This window comes from Bradyrhizobium sp. AUGA SZCCT0176, assembly GCF_018130145.1.
In the GTDB taxonomy this organism is placed as follows: Bacteria; Pseudomonadota; Alphaproteobacteria; order Rhizobiales; family Xanthobacteraceae; genus Bradyrhizobium.
The window spans coordinates 505141-529494 of sequence record NZ_JAFCMB010000001.1; the positions used below are offsets into that span (position 1 = coordinate 505141).

General features: G+C 59.0%; 22 protein-coding genes, 1 tRNA gene and 1 pseudogene. 15 read left to right on the forward strand and 9 right to left on the reverse strand.

Translation table 11 applies throughout. The features are described 5' to 3' along the window. Positions 1-49: 49 nt before the first annotated feature. From JQ600_RS02395 to JQ600_RS02420, 6 genes are all read left to right on the forward strand, one after another. Positions 50-409, forward strand: a complete 360-nt coding sequence (locus tag JQ600_RS02395; protein WP_212391447.1) for a DUF1428 domain-containing protein — start codon at positions 50-52, stop codon at positions 407-409. A gap of 125 nt (positions 410-534) precedes the next feature. Continuing rightward, positions 535-1152, forward strand: coding sequence for a hypothetical protein (locus JQ600_RS02400; RefSeq protein WP_212391449.1), 618 nt, complete (start codon positions 535-537; stop codon positions 1150-1152). Further along, positions 1139-1519 carry a transcriptional regulator gene (locus JQ600_RS02405; protein ID WP_212391451.1) on the forward strand — a complete coding sequence of 127 codons (381 nt, stop codon included), beginning with the start codon at positions 1139-1141 and terminating at the stop codon, positions 1517-1519. The genes JQ600_RS02400 and JQ600_RS02405 overlap by 14 nt, the downstream gene beginning before the upstream one ends. A 33-nt stretch (positions 1520-1552) precedes the next feature. Further along, entirely contained in the window at positions 1553-2299 is a 747-nt protein-coding gene (locus JQ600_RS02410) for a di-trans,poly-cis-decaprenylcistransferase (protein ID WP_212391453.1), read from the forward strand. Between the two features lie 99 nt (positions 2300-2398). Beyond that, on the forward strand, positions 2399-3925 hold the full coding sequence (bchE, locus tag JQ600_RS02415; RefSeq protein ID WP_212391455.1) for a magnesium-protoporphyrin IX monomethyl ester anaerobic oxidative cyclase: 1527 nt from the start codon (positions 2399-2401) through the stop codon (positions 3923-3925). A 179-nt stretch (positions 3926-4104) separates the two neighbouring features. Beyond that, the gene (locus tag JQ600_RS02420; RefSeq protein WP_312011102.1) at positions 4105-4539 is read left to right on the forward strand and encodes an aminoacyl-tRNA deacylase; all 435 of its coding nucleotides are present in this window, start codon (positions 4105-4107) and stop codon (positions 4537-4539) included. A 98-nt stretch (positions 4540-4637) separates the two neighbouring features. On the opposite strand, the gene JQ600_RS02425 is transcribed toward JQ600_RS02420, so the two are convergent. The 3 genes from JQ600_RS02425 to JQ600_RS02435 all read right to left on the reverse strand — a co-directional run bounded on the left by JQ600_RS02425 (position 4638) and on the right by JQ600_RS02435 (position 7327). After that, entirely contained in the window at positions 4638-4841 is a 204-nt protein-coding gene (locus tag JQ600_RS02425) for a hypothetical protein (protein ID WP_212268702.1), read from the reverse strand. A 172-nt stretch (positions 4842-5013) separates the two neighbouring features. Then, positions 5014-6135: an amino acid ABC transporter permease gene (locus JQ600_RS02430; protein ID WP_212268703.1), complete on the reverse strand. Its 1122-nt coding sequence runs from the start codon at positions 6133-6135 to the stop codon at positions 5014-5016. A 4-nt stretch (positions 6136-6139) separates the two neighbouring features. After that, positions 6140-7327: an amino acid ABC transporter permease gene (locus JQ600_RS02435; protein ID WP_409363346.1), complete on the reverse strand. Its 1188-nt coding sequence runs from the start codon at positions 7325-7327 to the stop codon at positions 6140-6142. 95 nt (positions 7328-7422) lie between these two features. On the opposite strand from JQ600_RS02435, the gene JQ600_RS02440 reads away from it, so the two are divergent. The 4 genes from JQ600_RS02440 to JQ600_RS02455 all read left to right on the forward strand — a co-directional run bounded on the left by JQ600_RS02440 (position 7423) and on the right by JQ600_RS02455 (position 11418). Next, the gene (locus tag JQ600_RS02440) at positions 7423-8298 is read left to right on the forward strand and encodes a MurR/RpiR family transcriptional regulator (protein WP_212467576.1); all 876 of its coding nucleotides are present in this window, start codon (positions 7423-7425) and stop codon (positions 8296-8298) included. 5 nt (positions 8299-8303) lie between these two features. Next, entirely contained in the window at positions 8304-9653 is a 1350-nt protein-coding gene (locus tag JQ600_RS02445) for an aspartate aminotransferase family protein (protein ID WP_212268706.1), read from the forward strand. 11 nt (positions 9654-9664) lie between these two features. Further along, on the forward strand, positions 9665-10675 hold the full coding sequence (locus JQ600_RS02450; RefSeq protein WP_212391463.1) for an amino acid ABC transporter substrate-binding protein: 1011 nt from the start codon (positions 9665-9667) through the stop codon (positions 10673-10675). Between the two features lie 110 nt (positions 10676-10785). Then, the gene (locus JQ600_RS02455) at positions 10786-11418 is read left to right on the forward strand and encodes an aspartate/glutamate racemase family protein (protein ID WP_212391528.1); all 633 of its coding nucleotides are present in this window, start codon (positions 10786-10788) and stop codon (positions 11416-11418) included. Positions 11419-11424: 6 nt separating this feature from the next. Here the strand turns inward: JQ600_RS02455 and JQ600_RS02460 are convergent, their stop codons facing one another. Continuing rightward, positions 11425-11799 (reverse strand): hypothetical protein, encoded by a 375-nt coding sequence (locus JQ600_RS02460; protein ID WP_212391465.1) that lies wholly within the window; start codon positions 11797-11799, stop codon positions 11425-11427. A gap of 64 nt (positions 11800-11863) precedes the next feature. Next, a tRNA-Arg gene (locus tag JQ600_RS02465) sits at positions 11864-11940 on the reverse strand. A gap of 452 nt (positions 11941-12392) precedes the next feature. Between JQ600_RS02465 and JQ600_RS02470 the strand changes: the two are divergent. Further along, a pseudogene (locus JQ600_RS02470) lies at positions 12393-13496 on the forward strand (IS3 family transposase); the annotation flags it as partial. A gap of 307 nt (positions 13497-13803) precedes the next feature. On the opposite strand, the gene JQ600_RS37165 reads toward JQ600_RS02470, so the two are convergent. The 4 genes from JQ600_RS37165 to JQ600_RS02485 all read right to left on the reverse strand — a co-directional run bounded on the left by JQ600_RS37165 (position 13804) and on the right by JQ600_RS02485 (position 17570). Beyond that, positions 13804-13935, reverse strand: coding sequence for a hypothetical protein (locus tag JQ600_RS37165; RefSeq protein ID WP_283815716.1), 132 nt, complete (start codon positions 13933-13935; stop codon positions 13804-13806). A 351-nt stretch (positions 13936-14286) separates the two neighbouring features. Then, positions 14287-14499: a hypothetical protein gene (locus JQ600_RS02475; protein WP_212489649.1), complete on the reverse strand. Its 213-nt coding sequence runs from the start codon at positions 14497-14499 to the stop codon at positions 14287-14289. Between the two features lie 1264 nt (positions 14500-15763). Next, positions 15764-16054: a hypothetical protein gene (locus JQ600_RS02480; protein ID WP_212489650.1), complete on the reverse strand. Its 291-nt coding sequence runs from the start codon at positions 16052-16054 to the stop codon at positions 15764-15766. Positions 16055-16856: 802 nt separating this feature from the next. Then, entirely contained in the window at positions 16857-17570 is a 714-nt protein-coding gene (locus JQ600_RS02485; protein WP_312017237.1) for a site-specific integrase, read from the reverse strand. A gap of 768 nt (positions 17571-18338) precedes the next feature. Here JQ600_RS02485 and JQ600_RS02490 point away from each other — a divergent pair. The 4 genes from JQ600_RS02490 to JQ600_RS02505 all read left to right on the forward strand — a co-directional run bounded on the left by JQ600_RS02490 (position 18339) and on the right by JQ600_RS02505 (position 24289). After that, entirely contained in the window at positions 18339-20306 is a 1968-nt protein-coding gene (locus tag JQ600_RS02490) for a hypothetical protein (RefSeq protein ID WP_212489652.1), read from the forward strand. Between the two features lie 323 nt (positions 20307-20629). Further along, positions 20630-22306, forward strand: coding sequence for a DUF262 domain-containing protein (locus JQ600_RS02495; protein WP_212489653.1), 1677 nt, complete (start codon positions 20630-20632; stop codon positions 22304-22306). A 124-nt stretch (positions 22307-22430) separates the two neighbouring features. Further along, positions 22431-22886 (forward strand): hypothetical protein, encoded by a 456-nt coding sequence (locus JQ600_RS02500; protein WP_212489654.1) that lies wholly within the window; start codon positions 22431-22433, stop codon positions 22884-22886. A 995-nt stretch (positions 22887-23881) separates the two neighbouring features. After that, complete coding sequence (locus JQ600_RS02505; protein ID WP_212489655.1) at positions 23882-24289, forward strand: hypothetical protein; 408 nt, start codon at positions 23882-23884, stop codon at positions 24287-24289. Positions 24290-24354: the final 65 nt, after the last annotated feature.

The window sequence follows — 24354 nt, forward strand, 5'->3', positions numbered from 1 at the left end:
TCGCTTGCACTCCCTGCAATGACGCGAACAAACAGAGGGAACAAAACCCATGGCCTATGTCGACGGATTCATCGTCGCAGTTCCAAAGAAGAACATCGCGGCCTATCGCAAGATGTCCACCAAGGCCGGCAAGGTCTGGCGCGAATACGGCGCGCTGGATTATCGCGAATGGGTTGCGGACGACGTCAAGGTCGGCAAGCTCACCTCGTTTCCGCGCAGCGTCAAGCAGAAGCCGGGCGAGACCGTCGTGTTCGCCTGGATCACCTACAAGTCGCGCGCGCAGCGCGACAAGATCAATGCCAAGGTGATGGCGGATCCGCGGCTCAATTCGATGGGGGATATGAAGTCGATGCCGTTCGACCCGAAGCGGATGATCTATGGCGGGTTCACCAGCCTGGTAAAGGTCTGAAGCCGCCGCCAGCCGTCGCGCGTGCACAAGTCGATGAGCTAACCACGCAATTGCAGGCCTCGCACATCTCCCTTGCATTTACTTTGTAATCCGGTATACTTTGCGATACAAAGTAAGGGCAAGCGATGCGCGACCTCGACAAGGCGTTGGCTGATATCCTGGCGATCCGCAGCCAGATCGCGGCCGGCACCGCGTTTCGCGGCTATGGTCCGGCAACGGTTGCCGCCACCGGCGGCATCGCCCTGCTTACCGCGATCCTGCAATTCCTCTGGCTCAACGATCCGACCGGGCAACCGGTCATGTTCTTTGCCGGTTGGGCGGCCGCCGCGCTGTCTTCCGGCGCGCTGATCTGGATCGAGATGCTGGCGCGCTCGCGCCGGCATCATTCGGGCCTCGCCGACGCCATGATCCAGCAGGCGTTCGAGCAATTTCTCCCGCCCGGCGTCGCCGGCCTGCTGCTGGGGATCATGCTGTGGAAGTTCGCGCCCGAAACGCTGTGGATGCTACCGGGACTGTGTCAGGTGCTGGTCAGCCTTGGCGTGTTCGCCTCGGTGCGCACACTGCCGCGCAGCATCGCCTTCGGGGGTGCCTGGTATTTCCTGTCGGGCTTTACGGTCCTGCTGCTCGCTAGCCAAAACCATCTGCTGTCGCCCTGGATGATGGGCGTGCCATTCGCGGTCGGGCAGCTTCTGATGGCCGCACTGCTGCATTTTGCGTCCGGAGAGAATGATGCCGAAGACTGAAGCCAACAGCGCGCCGTTCTCCTATGACGGGCTCGATCGCGTGATCCACGAGAAGGCGCGGCTCGGGCTCCTGACCTCGCTGATGGCTCATCCCAAGGGATTGGCCTTCGCCGACCTCAAGCAACTCTGCGGCCTCACCGACGGCAATCTCTCTAGGCATCTGCAGGTTCTGCAGGAGGCGGGCCTGGTCGAGGTCACCAAAGGTTACGAAGGCAACCGTCCCCACACCACCTGCCGCCTGACCAAGAGCGGCCGCCGCCGTTTCCTCGATTATCTCGCCGTGCTGGAGCGTTTGGTGCGCGATGCCGCCAAGGCCGCCGGCAAGGAAGACGCCGCCATCGCCCGGCTCGGCATCCTGCCGGTCTGACCGCCATCCCCTTTTTTAATCGGAGACTTTGTGATGCAAAGTAATCTCTCGCCCAAACTTGAAGCCACACCCGACGCGCGGCTGCATGTCGGCATCATCATGGACGGCAATGGCCGATGGGCGACGAGGCGCGGGATGTCGAGGTTGCGCGGCCATGAGGCCGGCGTCGAAGCGATCCGGCGCGTGGTCGAGGCGGCGCCAGGGCAGGGCGTCGGCGCGCTGACGCTGTATGCTTTCTCCAGCGATAATTGGCGTCGGCCGAAGACCGAGGTCTCTGCGCTGATGGCGCTGTTGCGATTCTATCTCGCCAACGAGGTCGAGGCGCTGGTCCGCAACGGCGTTCGTCTCACCGTGATCGGACGCCGCGATCGCATTCCCGAAGCCATCGCCCATGCCATCGCCCGCGCGGAAGCGGCCACCGCCGCTGGAGACGCGCTGCATCTGCGCATCGCGATCGATTACTCGGCCCGCGACGCCATCCTCAACGCCGCAACGCGCGCGGCGGGCATTGTCGATCTCACACGAGAAAGGCTCGCCGAACTCATCACCGGCGAGAAAAACCTTCGCGACGTGGACCTCATCATCCGCACCAGCGGAGAAAAGCGGTTATCGGACTTTCTGCTCTGGGAAGGCGCCTACGCCGAGCTGCACTTCACCGAACGGATGTGGCCGGAGTTCGAGGCGCAGGATCTTGCCGAAGCCCTTGCCGTGTTCCATCGCCGCGAGCGCCGTTTCGGCGGCCTGCAGGCGATCGCGCCGGAAGAGGTACCGAGCCTTTAGTACATCGCCAAAGTACATCACCAAGCGCCGGCCGGGGGGCCGGAGTTTTCACAACATGCGGGGACGAACGATGACGCCAACAGAGCGGAGCGACGTCCCATGCGTATCCTTCTCGTCAACGTGCCGCATCCTTCGATCGGCAGCCGGATCCCCGATGACCATTTGCCGCCGCTCGGCCTGCTGTCGATCGGCGGCCCGCTGATCGACGACGGCCACGAGGTTCGCCTGATCGATGGCGAGTTCGGCCCGATGCCGGTTCGAGCGATCACGGTCGAGGCGCTGGCCTTCGCGCCGGATGCCGTGCTGTTCGGCCATTCCGGTTCGACCTCGGGACATCCCGTCATCGCCGAGATTGCACAGGCGATCGTGCACGCGATGCCCAACGTTCTGATCGTCTATGGCGGTGTGTTCCCGACCTATCATTGGCGCGAGGTCCTGCGCGAGGAGCCCTATGTCACCGCGATCGTGCGCGGCGAGGGCGAGGAGACCGCGCGGCAGCTGATGCGCGCGCTCGAATATGGCCACGACCTCGGCGATGTCGCAGGCATCGCCTTCCGCGACGGCAACGATGTCAGGGCCACTCAGCCCGCGCCCGTGATCCGCGATCTCGATGCCTACCGGGTCGGCTGGGAACTGATCGATCACGCGCGTTACAGCTACTGGGGCGGCCTGCGCGCCGTGGTGGTGCAGTTTTCGCGCGGCTGTCCGCATCTGTGCAATTATTGCGGCCAGCGCGGTTTCTGGACCCGCTGGCGCCACCGCGATCCCGTCCGATTCGCAGCTGAGCTGGCGCGCCTGCATCGCGAACAAGGCGTCAAGGTGATCAATTTCGCCGACGAGAATCCGACGGTATCGAAGAAGGCCTGGCGCGCCTTTCTCGAGGCGCTGATCGCGGAGAATGTCGATCTGATCCTGGTCGGCTCGACCCGCGCCGACGACATCGTTCGCGACGCCGATATTTTGCACCTTTACAAAAAGGCAGGCTGGAAGCGCTTCCTTCTCGGCATGGAGAACACCGACGAGAAGACGCTAGAACTGATCCGCAAGGGCGCCACTACCACCACCGACCGGGAAGCGATCCGCCTGATGCGCCAGCACGGCATCCTGTCGATGGCGACATGGGTGGTCGGCTTCGAGGAGGAGACCGATCGCGATCATTGGCGCGGGTTGCGGCAACTGCTGTCGTACGATCCCGACCAGATCCAGATGCTCTACGTCACGCCGCACCGCTGGACGCCGTATTTTCGGCTCGCGGCCGATCGCCGCGTGATCCAGACCGACCGCCGGCGCTGGGACTACAAGCATCAGGTGCTGGCGACGCGCCATATGGCGCCGTGGCGCGTGCTGCTCTGGTTCAAGTTCACCGAAATGGTGCTGCAATGTCGCCCGAAGGCGATCCTGCGCGTTCTGTTTCATCGCGACGCGGGCCTGCGGCACGCGATGCGCTGGTACACGCAGATGGGGCGCCGCGTCTGGCCGCATGAGATTTGGGGATTCCTGCGCGACATCAGGCTCAAGGATGGACCGACGGTGGCGCAATTCTGGGGCGCGCCGCAGGACAGCGAGGAAGAATCGATGTCATCAGCGCGGCCCGAGCGCCGCGTCGGCGTGCGCGAGGCGGCGTGAAAGCCCGCGCATGCCGCTCTGCGGAATTGCAGAGGCGGCTGCTTGCGAAAGCAAGGCCTAAGCCCTTCTCAAGACTGCGGATAACTGGCCGTGCCGGCTGGACGGCTGGCCCGCGAACCACATACTTTCGCACCCGATCGCAAAGAGCAAAAAGAACCGTCGCGGTCCGAGGCGTTGGCGTGAGCATACAGGTTGCTATTCTGAAGGTCCTGGCCAGTCACGGCAGCGGCCGGGCCACGCTTGCTTCGCTCAAGCGGGACATCGTCATTCTCTCCGCCAGCGGCCCGGACTGGAACGCGCGCATCAAACGCCTGGCCCGACGCGTTCCGGCGATCGACATCTTTGGCGCCGGCTATGTGCTGCGTGACGACGAGGGATGGCTGATCACGTCAGCAGGCCGCGATTTCCTCGCGGCGCTCGAAGCCGTGAGTCAGGATAACCAGCCGGCTGAAACGGATTTGCCTGCATCGCCCGCAGCCGATGGCGCCGGGCGTCGTCAAGGCGCCCTCATCGTCGTCGGTCACCGTTTCAAGAACCGGATCCGCAGGGATCGCGATCCCGCCCAGCGACAACGCGATCAGCGCCAGCGTCCGCGCCACGATTCAAACGTGTGACCGCCGCGGCAAGTGCCGGCGCCGTCAGTCCTTGTTCGAAGCGCCGCATGTCAGGGCCAGCATGGCTGCGATGAACAATCCTCGCGCCATCCTGCGCATCAGGACGCCTTCGCCACGATCTGTATCAGCGATGTGACGATCAGGAAGATGCCGGCGATACGGCAGGGCATGCCCCAGCGTTCCTGCCAGGCGATCCATTCGAGATGCTTCGGGCCGGCTGGGACCGGGCGCCAGCCGTAATAGGCCGCGAGGATCCCAGCGGCGAAGGTCATGCAGGCATCGATTGATTGGGCAAGTGCCATCGTACTATCTCCGAACGAGCCTCTTGGTCGGAGACCGTCCGCGACAGGTTCAATGGGTTTGCGGGTTGGTTCGGCGGGGGGGGGCCGGCAGGTCGGCGACCCGACCCGGGCCTCCCGGGGAAATCCGACCATCGAAGCCGCGCATAGGTAGTTGCCGGCACGCATTCCATCGTCAGGACGGTCTCGCCTGCGCTTCAAGGTGCCGGCTGTAGCGCGACATGGCAAAGCAGAAGGCAAAATAGATCAGGCTGACGAAGATGTAGACTTCGACGCTGAAGGATTGCCAGGCGGGGTCGATGATCGAGGTCTTGGCGGTCGTCAAGAGATCGAAGATGCCGATGATCAGGACCAGGCTGGTGTCCTTGAAGAAGGCGATGAACGTATTCACCAGCGGCGGGATCACGTGGCGGATCGCTTGCGGCAGGATGATCAGGCCGTTTTTCTTCCAGTAGGACAGCCCGAGCGCGTCGGCAGCGTCGTACTGCCCGCGCGGAACGGCCTGCAGGCCGCCGCGAATGACCTCGGCGAGATAGGCGCCGGCGTAGAGCACGAACGCGATCTGGGCCCTGAGCAGCTTGTCGATATTGACGCCGTCGGGCATGAACAGCGGAAACATCACGCTCGCCATGAACAGGAGGCTGATCAAGGGTACGCCGCGGATCAACTCGACATAGAGCACGCAGAGCGACCGGATCGCGGGCAGTTTAGAGCGGCGCCCCAGCGCGACGAGGATCCCGAGCGGGAAACCGAAAGCCAGCCCGAAGGTCGCGAGGATCAACGTCACCGGGAGACCGCCCCAGCGGTCCTGCGAAACGTAAGTCAGATCGAAGATGCCACCCCACATCAGGACGCCGATCAGCGCCAGCGCGCCGATCCACAGCAGCACGAGCTTGCGGCCCCAGAAGCTGGGGCGGGTTGAAAAATAAAACAGCGCGATGAACGTCAGCGTCGCCAGCGCCGGGCGCCACTGCTCATTGAAGGGATAGGTACCGAACAGGATGAAGCGATATTTTTCCGGGATGACGGCCCAGCAGGCGCCGATGCCGCGGAGCGCCCGGCAGGGGCCGGTCTGGTCGCCCGAGACGATCCAGATCGCGTTCACATAGCCCCATTGCACGAGGCTGATCAGCGCCTTGCCGAGCACCGCGATCAGCAGCAGCGAGATGATGGACGAGGGGATCGACGCAAACAGATTGGCGCGCAGCCATCCGATGAGGCGGCCGGCCAGGGTCCTGCGGTGTTGCGGCCGTCCGAGCGGCAGCGGATTTTCCGGGGCTGATGCTACCGACGTCATGGGATCATCGCTCCACCAGCGCGATGCGCGCATTGTACCAGTTCATGAACAGGCTGATGCCGAGGCTGATGGTGAGGAACACCAGCATGATCAGCGCAATCGCCTCGATCGCCTGCCCGGTCTGGTTCAAGGTCGTGTTCGCGATCGACACGATGTCCTGGTAACCGACCGCGACCGCGAGCGAGGAATTTTTGGTCAGGTTCAGATACTGGCTGGTCATCGGCGGGATGATGACGCGCAGCGCCTGTGGCAGCACGATGTGGCGCAGCATGAAGCTGCGGCGCAGGCCAAGCGCCTTTGCCGCATCCCATTGGCCCACATGGACGGCCTGGATGCCGCTGCGCACGATTTCTGCAATAAAGGCCGAGGTATAGGTGACGAGCGCGATCAGCAGCGCGAAATATTCCGGCGCCAGCGTCAAGCCGCCGACGAAATTGAAGCCGCGGAGTTCAGGGAACGTGACGGTCCAGGATGCACCGAGTGTCCATGACAGCAGCGCTGGCAGCCCGACCACCAGCAGCAGCGCGTAGGGCCAGAGAGGGCGTGTCCGGCCGTCGGCCATCTGCTGCGCGATCAGCCGTCGCCGCAGGAAATACGATGCGATCAGCCCAAGCGTCGCGGCGCCGATGACCCAGAGGTTTGCCCCCTCGATCGGAACCGACGGCAACACTAGCCCCCGGTTGGAAAGAAAGACACCGTCGACCGGCTTCCAGGCGGTGCGCGCCGCTGGAAGGCCCTGCATCAGGACGTACCAGAACAATAATTGCAGCAGCAGCGGGACGTCGCGCAGCACCTCGACGTAAACCGCCGCCAGCCGCGACAGCAGCCAGTTCGAGGACAGCCGGGCAATGCCGATCAATGTTCCGAGCACCGTCGCCAGCACGATGCCGATCACAGCGACCCGCAGCGTATTGACGATGCCGGCGAGGAAGGCGCGCGCGTAGGCATCCTTCGGGCTGTAGGCGATCCAACTGTCGGCAATCGGCATTCCCGCCTCACGGCCGAGAAAAGCAAATCCGGTCGAGATGCGGCGGACCGAGAGGTTGTGCAGTGCGTTCGACCACAGCCAGCCGACGCCGGCGATCACAATCCCCACCACCAATAGCTGCCACAACAATCCGTTCAGGCGCCGCCTGTCCTGCAGAAAGCGCCACAGCGCGCGGCGCGGCGATCGGGGCGTCGATATCGTCACGGCATAAGAATCCTTATTGCAGCAGCGATCTTCGGCTATGCGCCGGGTACGTTTCATATGTTGCACTAAATCGTAAAACATGCAACATATGTTTCATGGCCCAACCGCAACTGAAACCTTCCCCGCTGAATGAGCTGTGCAGCGCCTTGCCGTCATTGCCGGCGCGGCTGCAGCAGGTCGGACGCTTCGTCGCGGCCAATGATTATGACGCCACGACGCGTTCGATGCGCGATCTGGCCTCCGAGGCGGGCGCCGATCCTGCCGCCTTCACCCGGCTCGCAAAAGCGCTCGGCTATTCCGGATGGGACGGCCTGCGCGCCGCCTTGACCGAGGCGCGGCGGCCGGAATCGCCGTCACCGTTTTCGGGCCGCGCCAAGGGGCGCCGCCCCGGGCCGAACTCTGATGTATCGTTGATCGCCGACAAGCTGGAAGCCGAAGCGGCAGGTCTTGCGCGCATCGATATCGGGTCTATCGCAGGTGCCGCGCGCGCGTTGCACACGGCGCAACGGATCTGGATTGCCGGCTTCCGAAGCTGCCGCAGCGTAGCCGAGCTGCTCAACTATCAGCTTCGTCTGTTCCGGCCGCACGAGGTGCAGCTGGTCGGCGGCTCCGGCCCTGAAGATCTCGATCTCGGCGCTTTCCGCAAAGGCGATGCGGTCGTCGTTGTCGGCTTTGCACCCTATTCCACCGCGAGCGTGCTGTCGGCGCGCGCGGCGCATCAGTCCGGCGCCACGCTGATCGCGATTGCCGACACCATGTCGGCGCCGATGGCGGAGGGGGCCGAGCATCTGTTGCTGTTCGAAGCGGCGGCGTCGCCGGGATTCTTTCCAAGCCTGACCGGAGCGATCGCCATTGCGCAGTCGCTTGCCGCGGTCACGTTCGCGCTGGGCGGCGCGGCCGCGAAGCGCCGGCTGGAGGAAACCGAAATCCGCCTCGCCGCGATGTCGCAATATGTTGCCGAGAAGGGTTGAAAGCCATGGCCGGTCAAAAGAGCCGCGTGCTTCATCGTAGTTTGCGTGAGACCCCACCCAAGGCCATTGGCGGCGAAGGCATGTGGCTGATCGCCGAAGACGGACGCCGGATTCTGGATGCGTCCGGCGGTGCTGCGGTCTCATGCCTTGGTCATCAACATCCGCGCGTGCTCGAGGCGATGTCCCGTCAGGCCTCGAAGCTTGCTTACGCCCATACGGGTTTCTTCTCCTCCGAGCCGGCGGAGGCGCTGGCCGAGCATCTGGTCGGCGAGGAGCCCGGCGGTCTGGCCTATGCGTACTTCGTCAGTGGCGGATCGGAAGCGATCGAAGCCGGCATCAAGCTGGCGCGGCAATATTTCATCGAGCGCGGCGAGCCGCAGCGCCAGCGCTTCATCGCCCGCCGGCAGAGCTATCACGGCAATACGCTGGGCGCGCTTGCGGCGGGCGGGAACGCCTGGCGGCGCCAACCTTATGCGCCGCTGCTCTCGGATGCCTTCAGCCATGTAACGCCGGCTTTCGCCTATCATGAAAAGCGCGACAATGAATCCGAGCCGGATTTTGTGGCGCGGCTGGTGGCCGAACTGGAGGCCGAATTCCAGCGTCTCGGCCCCGACACGGTGGCCGCGTTCGTTGCCGAACCGGTGGTAGGCGCCACCGCCGGATGCGTGCCGGCGCCGGAGGGATATTTCCGCGCCGTCCGCGACATCTGCAACCGGCACGGCGCGCTGCTCATTCTCGACGAGGTGATGTGCGGCATGGGGCGTACCGGCACGCTGCATGCGTGGGAGCAGGAAGGCATCGCGCCCGACATCCAGGCCGTCGCCAAGGGATTGGGCGGCGGCTATCAGCCGATCGGCGCCATGCTCGCGAGCGGGGCGCTCATCGATACCATCCGGCAGGGCTCGGGTGCGTTCCAGCACGGCCATACCTATCTCGCGCATCCGATGGCCTGTGCCGCGGCGCTCGGGGTGCAGCAGCTGATCAGCGAGGAGCGATTGCTCGACAGGGTGAAAGTCCTTGGCGCGCATCTCGAGCATCGACTGACCGAGCGCTTCGGCAATCACCGGCATGTCGGCGACATCCGCGGGCGTGGCCTGTTCCAGGCCATCGAGCTGGTGGCCGATCGCGCCACGCGCACGCCGTTCGATCCCGCGCTCAAGCTCAATCAGCGGATCAAGGCCGCGGCGTTCGAGGGCGGGCTGGCCTGCTACCCGGCAGGCGGGACCATGGACGGCCGCAGCGGCGATCATGTTCTGCTCGCGCCGCCCTACATCGCAGCGACTGAAGATATCGACATGATCGTCGACAGATTGGGCCACGCCGTCGACAGCGCATTGAAGTCTGTTGGTCATTAGGAGGAGCAGAGATGAAGAGAATTGTCATCGCGACAGGTTTGCTCGCTATTTCGTTTACGGCCGCGCCGGCGGCCACGCTGGACACGGTCAAGCAACGCGGCGCGCTGGTGTGCGGCGTCAGCGCCGGCTTCGCCGGTTTCTCCACGCCGGACTCCCAGGGCAATTATAAAGGCCTCGATGTCGACTACTGCCGTGCGCTCGCCGCGGGCGTGCTCGGTGATCCCAGCAAGGTTCGCTACGTCGCGCTGACCGCGCAGAACCGGTTCACCGCCCTGCAATCCGGCGAAATCGACGTGCTCTATCGCAATTCCACGCAGACCTATCTGCGCGGTGCCACGCTCGGCCTGCGGCAGGGGCCGATCAATTTCTACGACGGGCAGGGTTTTCTCGTGAAGCGCGACAGCGGCGTCAAGGAGCTGAAGGATCTGAAGGGCGCCACGGTTTGCGTCGCACAGGGCACCACCCATGAGGTGACGCTCGGCGATTACGGCCGCTCCAACGGCATCGACTGGAAGCCGCTGGTGTTCGATCGCACCGATACGATGTACCAGACCTTCTTCGGCGGCCGCTGCGATGTCATGACCCAGGACGCTTCGGCGCTGGCGGGTGCGGTGACGACGGCGGCGCCGAATCCCGCCGACTATGTCGTGCTGCCGCAGACGATCAGCAAGGAGCCGCTCGGCCCGTTCACGCGCAACGGCGACGAAGCATGGTCGGACATTATCACCTGGCTTCATTATGGCCTCGTCGAAGCGGAAGAACTCGGCGTGACATCAGCCAATGCCGACGAAATGGCGAAGTCGGGCGCGCCGGCGACGCAGCGCCTGCTCGGCACCGCCGGCGACCTTGGATCGCGGCTCGGCCTCGACAACAAGTGGATGCTGCAGGCGATTAAGGCGGGCGGCAATTATGCCGAAATCTTCGAACGCAACGTCGGCAAGGCAAGCCCGATGAAGCTCGATCGCGGCTTGAACGCAACCTGGAACAAAGGCGGGCTGATGTACGCCCTCCCGTTCAAGTGAAGTATTGCCTTTGAGGCAAGTATTGCCGTTCAAGAGAAGTCTGTCTCTTTAGGTAAGGCATGGCGGCGCACCGGGTTGACACGGATCGCGCCGCCGCCACACTGATCGGCATGCGCATCACCCTCATCCACGCCCTGAAACACTCGATCGTGCCGATCGAGGCCTCATTTGCAAAACTTTGGCCTGACGCGCGGCTGATGAATTTGCTGGACGACAGCCTGTCGGCCGATCTGGCGCGTGATGGCGGGCTCACCGAGGCCATGACCGAGCGCTTCCTGCAACTTGGGCGCTACGCGGCGGGCACTGGTTCGGATGCGATCCTGTTCACCTGTTCCGCCTTCGGTCCGTGCATCGAAGCGGTGGCACGCGCGCATGCGCCGATGCCGGTGCTCAAGCCGAACGAGGCGATGATCGAGCAGGCCGTCACCAGGGGCCGCAAGATCGGCCTGCTGTCCTCGTTCCCGCCGACGCTGGCGTCGATGCCGCGCGAGTTTCCGGCTTCGATCGAGCTGGTGCCGAAACTGGCTGATGGCGCCATGGCCGCGCTCGACCGCGGCGATCGCGCCGCGCATGATCGTCTGGTGGTGGAGGCGTCCAGGGACCTGCGTGATTGCGACCTGATCGCGCTGGCCCAATACAGCATGGCGCCCGCCGCCGAGATGGTCGCGCAAGCCTCAGGCCGCCCGGTCGTCACCACGCCTGACAGCGCGGTGCTGAAGCTGAAGGAAATGCTGCGCGGCTAGCCGCGCTCAGGCCTTTTTCTTGTCAGCTTTCTTGGCCTTCTTCGCGGCCTTCGCAGGCTGTTTCTCGACCTTCTTCTCGGCCTTCGTCTCAGTTTTCTTGGCGAGCTTCATCGCCGCGATCTCTTCCGCGGCGTTCTTGATCGCCCGCGCGTAGCTGTCGGCGGCGTTGTCGGCGGAGTTCTGCAGCCGTTTCGCCGCCGCGGCGCCATGCAGCATCGCGCTCTGGGCGAGCAGCTTGAACCGCGCCTTGGCCTCCTTGTCCTTGGCCGAGGCGGCCTTGGCCATGAACAGGCCCTGCCGCTTTTTGGCGGCGGCCATCAGGCTCTTGTTCTGTGCTTTGGCGAGTTGCCGGATTACGGCGTCTAGATCAGCTTCAGCCATTCCGGGTCACTCATCACTCCGCTGCGTGACCCCCGGGGAACAAGGATATTGGGGTGCACTTTATTGGCGCACCCGACACGATTCGAACGTGTGACCTTTGCCTTCGGAGGGCAACGCTCTATCCAGCTGAGCTACGGGTGCAGTGGGGCTTCATTTAGCCGATTGGTCTGGCATCGGCAACGGCCTTTGGGGGGCTGGTTGGGGAAGGAGCAAGGCTCCGAGGGCAAAGGTCACACGTTCGAATCGTGTCGGGTGCGCCAGGGAAGGGCTGTTCGGGGTGCGCCGGGATTGTGGCGGGTGGATTTTGCCGGGTCATTGGACGAATTCCCATAATCAAAATGACCACGAAAACGTAGGGCGGAGCATTTGAGCTTGCCCTCCATCTGGGGTTGATGAACACTTCAACTAACTGGACCGGCCTGACCTCGCAATCGACATGCCAGATCGGGCGGAACTCAAAGGGAAACGATGTTCGATAGCGGGTTCTGACGCAAGGTAATGAAGATGCAATCGGAAGCGAGAAGAAGCATTGCTTATATAGCCGCCCGTCTAATTAGCGGGCGGCAAGGAAGTTCTATCTATGATTACTCGGGAAAGGCAGGTTCACGGAAGAGCAGATCATCAAGGTGCTGAAGGAACACGCTGCCGGGATGTCGGCGAGCGATCTCTGTCGCAAGCACGGCATCAGCGATGCGACGTTCTACAAGTGGCGATCGCGCTATGGCGGGATGGAGGTCTCCGACGCCCGCAAGCTGAAAGCGCTGGAAGAAGAGAACCGCAAGCTCAAGAAGTTGCTGGCGGAGACGATGCTGGATGCGTCGACGCTGAAGGAGATGCTCGGAAAAAACTTCTGACGCCCGGCTTGCGGAGACGTGCTGTGACCTGGGCGATCGATCAGAAGGGCTACTCGCAGCGGCGGGCCTGCAAGCTGGTTGGCCTGCAGCCGAAGACTTACCGCTATGCCTCGACGCGACCGGACGATGGCGCGTTGCGGGCTCGGCTGAAGGAATTGGCTTCGCAACGCCGCCGCTTCGGCTACCGTCGCCTGGGGCTGCTATTGGCTCGGCAAGGGGTCCGGATCAATCGGAAGAAGCTGTATCGACTCTACAGGGAGGAGCGGCTGACCGTGCGTAAACGTGGTGGTCGCAAACGGGCTCTGGGCACCCGGGCGCCGATGACGATCCCGCGGGATCAGAACCTGGGCTGGTCACTCGACTTTGTGATGGACACGCTCTCCAGTGGCCGGCGCTTCCGTATCCTGACCCTGGTCGACGACTTCACCCGTGAATGCCTGACCCTGGTCGCCGACACCTCGCTTACCAGCCTGCGTGTCGTGCGCGAACTCGACCGCGTCATCGAGACCCGCGGCTGTCCGCGTGATCGTCAGCGACAACGGCACCGAGTTCACTTCAAATGCGATATTGGCCTGGCAGGAGGAGCTCGGGATTGAGTGGCATTACATCGCACCCGGCAAGCCCATGCAGAACGGCTTTGTCGAAAGCTTCAACGGCCGACTGCGCGACGAGTGCTTGAACGAACATCTGTTCGCAAATCTAAACGAAGCTCGCCAGATCATCGAGGAATGGAGGATCGACTACAACACCAACCGACCGCACACGAGCCTCAATGGGCTCACACCGACCGAGTTCGCGACCCGCCCCAACAGGGCCCAAACCCAGAACAGACTCTACTTATAAACGAGGGCAAATTGGGGAGCAGGTCAGATGGTAGCCCGTATTTGAAACGCCAATGAGCCCACTCCCAAGGTTGAAGCGAATAGCTGCCGAGACACTGAGCAGCCTTACGGTTCAAGCCTAGGTTCTGCAATGACCATTACTATCTTCTGCGGCACCTCATATGACGTTCCATGTGACGCGCCATGCAAACTTGGCGCAGGCACAGGAAGGGTCCAATCTGACAAATTGAGCACAGTTATCACTCGATCCATCGTTCTCACGAATACGAATTGGCTTCGATAAAGCGCGCACTTCCTCGGTAGTGGGCTCATTTTTCAACGAGATTTTGAGCCAGGCGCGCTGCTATTGTAGCGACGGACGAAGTTTGCTCGATCTGCATATGGTAGGTCGCAAGCTTGCTTCGAATGTCGATCTTGAGCGCAAATACGGCTTGCAGCACTTTTCACTTTTCTGGTTTGTGGCTGCAAAGTGGGAAGGTTAATGGTAGGTGGTCGGTATTCGGGTGTTGGATTTTTGAAGAGGGAGTTGCCGATTCGGAAGGTCGAGGGGACATGCAGATGCAGAAAAGACTGTTTCGGTAACTCCGGGCGTCATTGCTGGACATACTAGATACAGACGACCAACGAGGGATCAGACGATCATTTCAACAGTAAGCCGTCCGCCAAGACTTGGCCTGGCCCACCGCAGATGCGAATAGTTGGATCTCAGATATCGAACCGGGGCAATCTCCGTCGGCCGGGAGTGGCGGCTCGGAAATCGAAGTGCATCCCACGAGGGTGCAGGCAGGGAACTAACGGCCGGACGACCAATCTGAAGAGAGCATATCAATCGCGATCGACTCGATTGGTAGCTGCCGCTGGTGAGGGATGAGAGCGCATCGCTTCACGTCGTTCGCAACGGTCCAGCTCGACAATGTCGCGGGTGGAGCTGCGACAGCTCCATACGCGCCGACCGAGGCACCCAAGAAAATGCCGACGACTACGCCGATGATGAATTTCGTCATGAACCTCGCTCCCACTTGAACAGTGAGATTATAGCACGCGAAGGGGAGTCGTTTTCTCGGCGATCGCGTTGGGCTAACCTTGGCGCGCCTGTCCAAACGTGGTTGGACCAAACGCGTCAATTCGCATCGGGCCCAAGGGGCTCTGAGAAGCTCGCTGATGAGTCCGACATCTCTTGAGCTAGGTCGCCCGCGGAGATGTTATTTGGACTCACCAGTGAAGACCTGAGCGCCAAGGAGATGCATTCAGATTTCGTTTCTCGCCATTAGTCATCCCTCGACCCGGCGCGGCAAGTTCTCGGTTGGGGGTGGCTGCGGAGCCGCCTTACGACCGCGGGTGTTCTCGGTGTCTGATCCATACTTCCGGTCGATGTATTATCAGCCGCGAGCGAAGCTCGAGCCGGGCCTTGGCCCGGCCTTTCTTTCTTGCGAGGCGGCGCAGCCGCCGAAGCCTTCGATCGCCGCAGAGTTTTTACCCGAGGCAAAAACGTCACCCATCCGACTCTTACTTTCTTCTTCCTTACTTACTTACTTACTTACTTACTTACTTACTTGTGACTCGGTGACACTTTGACTCGGGTAAGGTTCGCGAGAGCCGCCACGGTTGTGAGATCTCGACGGCCTCAGAATGCCGGCGCAAAAGGTCCACCCGTGGCCTCAAGAACGGCCAGCAGGGCTAGTCGTCTTTGCGCCATCTGCCTTGTCATCGGCTGCTTGAAGCGAGCCGCGAACGTATCGGCAAACGCAGCGAGGGTTGGCTCCCGACCATGAAGGCCGACATAGTCTCGGCGAACCACCCAAGCCCGCATGATATCTGCTGACCGACGACGTAGGTTACGTGAACGATGATCGGGCAGCGCCAGCCATCGTTGGAGGCCCGCTAGTCGGTCAGCGAACTGCTCTCTCGTAATGGCGTGGATGACCACCGCTGCGGCTCGTGTCGCGGACTCGGCAGCCCTCGCGCGCTGATCTTGCTTGTTGCGGGCCTTGCGCGCCCGGAGACGCTCTTCACGAGTCTTAGATTTGAGTTCGCGGTCCGAGATCGGAGACCAACCGCGGTTGGGCCTAGCCAATTTGGCAGCGATCTCCCGGAAAATGCGGTCCTGGGCCTTGGACTTAGCTTTCCCGAGTTTCTCACGATCTTGATAGTCTCTAATGCTCTGCATACGGGCATCAGCCAAGGGGGCGGCCAGCTCGATCGTGGCTTCCTCTGACGGAACTAGAGTGGTTGAAAGTTCTGAGTTAGACTCGGATTTAATCGCCCTACTCATTGGCCAAAACCGGGAGCGCGATCATGAGAAGCCAGTAATATCGGAGTAATTTTCATGATGTGAGCCGTCGAAAATGGTCCATGCTTTCGTGCCAGCTCACGAACGTCCGCCATCCATTCCGGGTCTACGACAACGGTATTGGGAACAGTAGTGTCGTCAGACAAGGACACATCCAGCATCGCTATCGCAGCCGAAATGTCTTCGTCGCCATCTCCTTCGGCCCATAGATCAAGATCGGAAAGGATATCGTCCTCAAAAGCATTCCTGCCGTCTGATTCGTCTTTCATCGTCGATATCCTTGCGCCGAGGCCCGGCAAAACCGGTCAAAGGGATTATAGCAAAAAGAACGAAGGCTCCCTCGGGAATGGTTTTCGCCTTTATGGACGGAGAGATCGCTTCGCGGTTGTCATCCGAAGGGTGTCGGCATCACAGCATTCAACACATTCCGAACACTGCGCCTTTATCTGACCACCTTAGGACCGACGTTGGCCTTATTTCCAACACCACGGACTCATTTAGCGCTAGTCCCAAGGATCCGACCTGAAAGCACTCCCGGACACAGGCGGCATAGGAGTAGGGGTCTCGCATTTTTCTAAGACTTCGACTGCCGCAATCAAATGATGCATCAGCGCAATGGTCAATCAGTCGCCGATGTTGCCCGCACCAGGCAACATCGGACTTATCAGTTTTTCTAGAAGGAATACCCAAAGGCCCGACACATGTCGGCAGTTGAGCCAGGGATAGATCCGGAGTCATTGTCGGGGATATACGACACGATCTTCCCGTTCGTTCGCGTAACTCGCCCAATGACAGCTTTATAACCTGTGTATCCGCCATACGAATTTTTCGCATTGACCTCGAAGCAATAAACGGTCCTTGCATCTTTCTGATTATCGGCGAGTGGGATCGACTGCATTCGATACTGAGCGGAACCTGCATCTTTCAGGATTTGGCCATAAGAGTTCGTGATGAGGGAATGCTCAGCCTTGCTGATCGCTCGGGTTTGGGCGTGACAGATGCTCGCGTTGGCCGCAACCAATGTGCCCGCAGCCAGGATTAATCATGGTAATCCTCAGTGCATGTTGAACGTCAGTCGAGGCGACTGACGAGATCCTCTGCCCGCAGATGCGTGTATCGCATCAGCATGCGCAGTTCCTTGTGGCCCGAGATCGCAGAGACCTCTGCGATATTCAGACCCTTTTCAAACAAACGGCTAATGCCCTCGTGTCGGAGATCGTGAATGCGAAAGTCTTCCATCTGAGCCCGGACACGGAGATGCTCAAAGGCGAGGCGGATCGAGTTACCCGTGACCGGAAACACCCGATCGGCGTCCCGATTCTTCTCATCCAAAAGCCCCTTGAGGATCGCTACGGCACGTCGTGACAGCGGAATGTCGCGGGAATCTCCATTCTTGGTCAGCGGCAAGTGCGCGACACAACGGACAAGATCGACGTGTTGCCATTCGAGGGCGAGTATCTCGCCTCGGCGCATCGCGGTCTCGATCGCAAGTATGATCAGAGGCTTCATCAATGGAGTGCGCCCGCTATCACATGCGGCGAGCAGGCGGCCTTCCTCGCCCGCCTTAAGGCGCCGGGTGCGTCCTCGGGGAACCTGCGGGCGCCTGACGAGTTTCACCGGGTTGCGAGGTAGCCAGAGCCCCCACTCGCGTGTCGCGATTTCGATGGCGTGGGACAAGGTGTTGAGCTCGCGAACTACTGTCGCGGGGGCCACGCTCTTGAGACGCTCGTCTCGATACGTCGCAACGTCAGCACTGGTCAACTTGGCGAGCGTTCGATAGCTCATGGGGCAGCGCAATATCGAGCTGATCCGCGATGCCTCGGACACCGCCCCGCGCTTGGTAGGTGTTACCTCAGCGCAGTAGCGCGTCAGAAGCTCTCGGAGTGTCATTTTCTCGGCAAGTCGCGTATCAGCGACCCAGCCGGACCTATTAGCTTCTGCTTCCAGGTCCTGAGCCCAGCGCTGTGCACCAGCTTTCGTATCGAAAGACTTCGCTCGCGGGGCGACGCCCCGACGTCGGACCTGTGCCTGCCAGCGACCGCGTAGCTTTCTGATGGTCGCCATTGTCTGTTGCTCAAATCACTCGTGTTTACTGAGTGAAGGACGCGGCCGGCTCAAAGCCAAGGTCTATCCCTGTTGGCCCGCAACTAAACCATTGTGCCGCTTATGTGCCGCGTTTGAGCCACGGGCAGAGCCAGAACTCGGAATGACCTATGGGATCAAGGAGGCCCGTCTGTCGCCGAGCAACCGAGCGCCTCGGACGCGTTGCCGTGCTGAGGCAACGCTCCATGTTTCATGGATCGAGCCGTTTTGGGCCGACTTGAGCTTAAAGCGCGTTCGAGAATAGTGTCTCTTGGGTTGAAGCCGATGTCACAATGGGGTCAAGGGGTCTAGGGGTCCGCTGCGATCGAGAGAACGTGGGGCACGAAACCATTCGTCCTCAAATGCGTGTCCCGCACAACAGCGACTAAAGCGTTAAACAATCGAAGGTTGCCGTTGCCCTCCGGTTATGATGGACTAGCCCTTTCACCAAGACTTTGAGGGATCCTCAAAATGGCGACGAATGCCGGCGTAAATCCAATTTTCCAAATGGTGATATTTACGCTTGCGGAACGGCAGGCCATCATGCGGCTAGCACGGCACTTCTACATCACGCGGGCTGCAGACAGTATCCAAGTTGGAAACAGCTCGTATCGCGCATTCTTGATGCGTCCGACGGAAGCCATCTCGACCGTGCTCAATGTGGAACGAGAAATTGTCGTTCTATTCTCCGACTACGAGACATTTGAATCACGCACATTGCAAGCAATAGATATGGTCTGCGACCAGTTCGACGACGTTCGAGTCGATCGGTCACTCAGATTCTTGATTAGCCGAGATAAGAATATCGAAAACAGCATTCGCCACTACCTGTCGCAAGATCCAGAATATCCAATCGTGATCCCGTTTCACTTCGACGATTTTCATGCCTCGAACGAAGACTTCATTTTTAATGCCGTCCGAAGAAATTACCTGATCCGAGATCTGTTCGGTTATCAATCCCCACTCAAACACGAATACTTTTTCTTTGGTCGGCGAAAGCTTGTTGAGAACGTCATTGACCTTCATAAGTCTGGGCAAAACAGCGGCCTCTTCGGTTTAAGGAAGAGCGGAAAAACGTCGACGATTTATGCGATCCAGCGGCGTGCAAAAGCCACAGGATGCAGGACAATATTGGTCGATTGTCAGGATCCGGCAATTCACGCTAGACGCTTCGGACCCCTACTACAGTATTTGGTAATGGAAGTTCGACGAGAGCTTAACCTTCGAAAATTGGAAATAGAGTTAGGTGATAGCCCTGATAAAATTTCAGTAAATTTTCGGAGGTGTATGAATGAAGCCCTGTCTGCGGCGGGCACGGATGTTCTAATAATATTCGATGAGATTGAGAACATTTCGCCGCGCACCGCAGCGTCGAGCCACTGGCGCGAGAACAACGATTCTTTACTGTTCTGGCAGACAGCGAGGGCGTTTTTCCAAAGCCCTCAGAAGCATAAGCTCTCCTTTTGCTTTGTCGGAACAAACCCACACTTGTTCGAAATGGCCAAACTACAAGAAGTCGACAACCCGGTGTATTTGTTCGCGCCGAAGACATTCATTCCGATGCTAACGTCGTCTGAGACGAGTGACCTTGTCACTCGTCTTGGTTATTTTATGGGACTGGACTTCGGACCAGCTGTTGTCTCCTACATTCATCAGAGGTTCGGAGGGCACCCATTCTTTATTCGGCAGTTATGCAGCCAAATTCACAGGAAGATCTCGATAAATCGCCCACGAGAGGTTTCGCTATCCGCTTGCAAAGAAGCGGAGCGGGACGCTGCTGCCGATATCCACGGCTACCTCAGCGAGATACTGAGCACGCTAAAAAGATTCTATCCGGATGAGCATGCAATGCTCGAATACTTGGCAAGAGGCGATAGCTCAACATTTCTAGAGATGTATCAATATAATCCAGCCTACGTTGAACATCTGATCGGCTACGGGCTTGTCGTGCGCAGAGGGGACGACTACGAATTTGGATTCGACGCGATTGCCGAGTCTGTAAAAGCAAATTTTAGCAGTTTGAAATCCCCGGGGTTAAGCGACCGTTGGCGTGAAATAGGCGACCGTCGAAACCGCCTTGAAGAGGAAATTAGGACGGCGCTATATCGGTGGTCTCAGCGCCTGGATGCTGAGCAATGGGCACTAGCTTTGAACGCATGTCTCACGGCAAAACGAAAACAAGAGCTGGCCTCCCTTGGTCGCCGCGAAGCGTTTTCAAGAAATGGAAGTCCCCTGTATTTCATCGAAATACTTCAGTTGGTTCAATTTAGTGATGAATATTCTACCGCATCCGTTTCTAAAAGTGAGATTGCTGCTGCAATGAACGAAGTAAACAAACACCGAGCTGATGCACACGCAAAAGATATTGACGCCCTGACGTTTGATAGGCTCTTAAGGTCGTTTGAGTTGCTGGAGGATATCTTCCTGCCGCCAGCTTAGAGACAGGTTTAGGGCTCTGAGAGAGACTAATATTTTCTAACCAAGTAAGGCTTGAGGAGCCTTGAGTCGTTGATTCAGCAGTCAACGCCGTCGGTGCAATAGCCAAAGCCATCGACATGATAGTTAGCAGCTACAAATGGTCGACATGAAGTGTCGGTGACGGGAGTTCAGGCCCTGATATGTCTTTTTGAGAGTGCGCTTGGACTGGGATGGATTGTTGCCGGTTAGCAAGAGGCAGAGCGTTCAAGAGGTTGAAGTTTCAAACCAAATTTAGATTCACACTGAGCGAATGGATCGCCCGGTGTCCAACGATGAGAGAACGTATGTCGATCAATGCCCAAAACCGAACGCTTCCAGATTGGTTCACGCGTATACGCCTGCGCCAAACTGTTCTTCCGCGGTTTCAACGTTTTGAGGCGTGGTCGCATGCGAATGTCACCCAAATGTTCAACACGGCGCTCCAAGGACTTCCGGTAGGTGCAGTGCTTGTATTGGAGATTGGCGATAAAGAGCCATTCATATCGCGGGTTATCCAAGGTGCGCCTCTAACCGGCGAGCGCATCACGGAACATCTCTTAGATGGTCAGCAGCGGCTGACCGGACTTTGGCGGGGCTTGCACAACAACTACGAGGCGCGAACGTTCTTTATCTACTTGAAGCCTGATGAAGAAACGGAAATGCCCTACTACGTGGATTCCATCGCACGTTGGAAGAAAACATCGGACAAGTCATCTCGACCATTTTGGGCGGACTCGCCGAGTGAGTTGTGGAAGCGCAGGATGATTCCACTTCACCTCTGCGCGCCGGGCGATGAAGCTCAAGAGCGATACAAGGATTGGGCTAAAGAGGCTATCCCAGACGCAGATGAGCGCGAGGAGATTTCTTACATACGGGGAGAAATCCGCCAGAAGTTCGCTACCTTTAATCTCCCATTTCTATCGTTGCCGGTGTCCACGAGAAAGGGAACCGCCCTCGATGTCTTCATCAAAATGAATACCTCGGCCTCTCCCCTTTCGATTTACGACGTTGTCGTTGCTCAAGTCGAAGCCGCGATGGGCACGTCGCTTCATGACCTTGTTGCGACAATTAAGGAAACTTGCCCAATAATCGCAGAATACTATCCGCCAGAGGAATTGGTCCTATACGCCAGCGCTCTTCTCCAAGGCCGCCCGCCAACCAACGCAACATACATGGGAAGCGATTTCGGGGAGAGGATGCTAAAAGATTGGGACTCTTTGGTCGAGGGTATTCGCCGGGCGGCGATTTTCCTCGAAGAGGAGCGCATCTTTGACGCAACGCGCTTGCCTACAGATGTTGTGGTGCCGGTTCTGTCAGCGTTGTGGGCGATAGCTCCCGATGGCCTTGATGCGGAGGGCCGTGCCCGTTCAATAATGCGCAAATATCTGTGGCGCGCGTTCTTCACCAATCGTTACGAGAAATCAACGAATTCGCGGGCGGCGGTCGATTTCAATGAGTTGAAGCCCTTGATCCTCGGTTCTAGTGCTCCGAATCCGATAGTCTTCGAAGAGGTCCAGCATCCTCTACCGCCGATGCAGGAATTGATCGAAGCAGCGTGGCCAAAGCAGAAGGACCGTGTAGCACGAGCGATTTTAGCTATTGCACTCAAGCACGGTGGTATTGATCTGGCTGACGGCAGCACAGTAAGCCGCGCCAACCTGGCCAAGCGCGAGTATCACCACCTCTTTCCTGACGCCCACCTCAAACGGCGAGGTTATGAAGACCAGCGTATCTACCGCTCGCTAAACTGCGCAGTGGTAACCTGGAAGACTAACCGCAATATCTCAGACAAAGACCCCGAGAAATACCTGGCCGAACGGCGCGAGGGATCTAACCTCGGTGAACCCGAGGTGCGCGCCAGATTAGCCAGCCACCTCATCCCTTTCGACGAATTAGTTGCTGGCGACTACGAGGCGTTTCTAACGGCGCGGGCTGAGCTGGTGCACAATGCGATGAATGAGCTATGTGGCGTGGAAACCTAGTCGTCGCAATGCGATTAGGCGACACTCGGTGAGTTTTGAGCGATCCTGTCGACAGCTACCCCGCAGTCTCTGTGGATTTTGAAGGATGCGCCGCGATATGCCGCGGTAATGAAAGGCCTTGAGGATGAGTGTTGCATTGCTGGCCCCTGTCCCCGAGGAGCATCTCATATCAGGGCAGGAGACCTTGAGGGAGGTGGGCAAGGTTGCATTTGGGAGCAAGAACTGGGAGCTGTTCAACAAGCTGGCCGAGTTCCTGAAGGGCGATGAATGCGACGCTCTCCTCTATGCGTCGGATGCGACACGCTCACTCAATCCACCGACGGTGACTTGGTCGGCAAGATTTGTAGGTTTTAGCGTAGCGCGGAACGGCGCACACAAAGACGGCATGAAATATCGTCCGGCGAGCACGACGAAATATCCCCTAGACAATCAGGGAAGCTGGACGATTTTTTGGGAAGTTACAAACCTGAAGCCCATTTCACCGGGTGTTAAGATCAGCCTACTGCGTGGGTTTCAAAAGCCTCACTCCTATCTCTTGAATTTCATTCCGAGAGGACCAGTCTTGGTTCAAGCTGTGTAATATCGTTTCAATTGTCTAAGTGAGGAGGTAGACGTCCATTTCATTGAACAGCGATCACGCAAGAATCGCTGGTTAAACGAGCGTTCGCGACGAGTTGGGCGTGCGGTAATCCTTAGTAAAATTGGAGCGCATTGTGACATTCACCATCCAAGCACCGTCCGAGTTTTTCAGACACATTGTTACGGTGGACGTGTTGGAGTTCTTGAATAATCAGCCGAACCACCGTGCGGCTTACCATGCTTGCACGTCTCTCCTAAGCTATCGCGACTGGATTCTGACCGCTAACAGGGGGAAGGTATGGTCGAGTGCTGGAGCATCGAATCCAGCATTGAACAAAACGAATGAGTTTCAAGCGGCACTTGAAAGCTATCAGCCCAGTTTTGCTATCGTAACTGACGTTGCCAACGCCTCTAAACACATGTTGTTAGAGACTGGTCGGGCTCGCACTAAGATGCAGGGAAATGCTAGCACTGAAGTTGTGGACGGCCCAGGCGCGTTTAACACAGCTGTCCTCAACAGCGTCGCGTTCAACGAAATTCTACGATGCATTAACGTGAAGGATGGCGACTTAATTCGGGACGTTCGGTCGTGCGTCCGGGACGTATACGACGCGTGGCGCGAACTGAATATCGAGAATGGCTGGTAACGAGACGTATTCTTGGTTGATTTGCAGTAGGATTGCAGGTGGCGGGGTGCGCCGCTTATCGTTACGCATTCATTTCCTCTAACAGTTTCAGTTGATGGGCACGCTGCATCTTCCTGTGCCGTCATTGTGCCGATACGTAATCCCCGCATGTTCTTACTGCACATTATGATTGATACTGCTGCTGATTCCAGAGTGGAGAACTTTGCTCTGCCAGGGCCACGGTCCATTCTTTGGAATGGACACCTTGGAGCAGGTGCGCAAGCACTATAAATCTACATACCCGACCGAACCAGAATGTGAGGGCTGGCTATGGGCGGTGTCGTTCCTCCTTTTCTAACCGGAGCCGCACGTGAAAGCACCGACGAAATCTGACAATCTCATCATGGCAGCTTGGCAAAAGTCACCCGGCTTTGTCTATTTTCTAAAGGGAGGAAACGCCATAAAAATAGGTGTTGCGGCGGTGCCTACGGGGAAGTCCATGGCCCAGGCGATTCAAAGGCGCTTTAACCAAATTCAATCTTCGAATCACGAGCGCCTCGAATTACTTGGCGTGATCAGATTTCAAGAAGGCGAGCGGCCTACATTGCTTGCGGAAAAACGAGAGCGAGAACTCCACATTCAATTCGAATCGTCACTCCGATTCAAGATGCACTCGCTAGCCGCCGAATGGTTCAACTCTTCTGACGAACTGTTGGAGTTTGTGCGGAACAATACTGAGTCTCCAGAGGTTCTCGGTGTGCCACCCTTGATATCGTAGCGAGCTGAGCCAACTAGCCGATCAGGCACGCATGATGTTTGCACTGTCGCGCGCTTGCGGATGAG

What these genes read in the sequence shown, in the direction of transcription:
- JQ600_RS02400 (WP_212391449.1), top strand. Translation starts at nt 535, where the DNA reads ATGCGCGACCTCGACAAGGCGTTGGCTGATATCCTGGCGATCCGCAGC.
- JQ600_RS02495 (WP_212489653.1), top strand. Translation starts at nt 20,630, where the DNA reads ATGTCGATCAATGCCCAAAACCGAACGCTTCCAGATTGGTTCACGCGT.
- JQ600_RS02440 (WP_212467576.1), top strand. Translation starts at nt 7,423, where the DNA reads ATGGCCCAACCGCAACTGAAACCTTCCCCGCTGAATGAGCTGTGCAGC.
- JQ600_RS02405 (WP_212391451.1), top strand. Translation starts at nt 1,139, where the DNA reads ATGCCGAAGACTGAAGCCAACAGCGCGCCGTTCTCCTATGACGGGCTC.
- JQ600_RS02455 (WP_212391528.1), top strand. Translation starts at nt 10,786, where the DNA reads ATGCGCATCACCCTCATCCACGCCCTGAAACACTCGATCGTGCCGATC.
- JQ600_RS02490 (WP_212489652.1), top strand. Translation starts at nt 18,339, where the DNA reads ATGGCGACGAATGCCGGCGTAAATCCAATTTTCCAAATGGTGATATTT.
- JQ600_RS02425 (WP_212268702.1), bottom strand. Translation starts at nt 4,841, where the DNA reads ATGGCACTTGCCCAATCAATCGATGCCTGCATGACCTTCGCCGCTGGG.
- JQ600_RS02480 (WP_212489650.1), bottom strand. Translation starts at nt 16,054, where the DNA reads ATGAAAGACGAATCAGACGGCAGGAATGCTTTTGAGGACGATATCCTT.
- JQ600_RS02445 (WP_212268706.1), top strand. Translation starts at nt 8,304, where the DNA reads ATGGCCGGTCAAAAGAGCCGCGTGCTTCATCGTAGTTTGCGTGAGACC.
- JQ600_RS02395 (WP_212391447.1), top strand. Translation starts at nt 50, where the DNA reads ATGGCCTATGTCGACGGATTCATCGTCGCAGTTCCAAAGAAGAACATC.
- JQ600_RS02430 (WP_212268703.1), bottom strand. Translation starts at nt 6,135, where the DNA reads ATGACGTCGGTAGCATCAGCCCCGGAAAATCCGCTGCCGCTCGGACGG.
- JQ600_RS02485 (WP_312017237.1), bottom strand. Translation starts at nt 17,570, where the DNA reads ATGAGCTATCGAACGCTCGCCAAGTTGACCAGTGCTGACGTTGCGACG.
- bchE (WP_212391455.1), top strand. Translation starts at nt 2,399, where the DNA reads ATGCGTATCCTTCTCGTCAACGTGCCGCATCCTTCGATCGGCAGCCGG.
- JQ600_RS02475 (WP_212489649.1), bottom strand. Translation starts at nt 14,499, where the DNA reads ATGACGAAATTCATCATCGGCGTAGTCGTCGGCATTTTCTTGGGTGCC.
- JQ600_RS02460 (WP_212391465.1), bottom strand. Translation starts at nt 11,799, where the DNA reads ATGGCTGAAGCTGATCTAGACGCCGTAATCCGGCAACTCGCCAAAGCA.
- JQ600_RS02450 (WP_212391463.1), top strand. Translation starts at nt 9,665, where the DNA reads ATGAAGAGAATTGTCATCGCGACAGGTTTGCTCGCTATTTCGTTTACG.
- JQ600_RS02410 (WP_212391453.1), top strand. Translation starts at nt 1,553, where the DNA reads ATGCAAAGTAATCTCTCGCCCAAACTTGAAGCCACACCCGACGCGCGG.
- JQ600_RS02500 (WP_212489654.1), top strand. Translation starts at nt 22,431, where the DNA reads ATGAGTGTTGCATTGCTGGCCCCTGTCCCCGAGGAGCATCTCATATCA.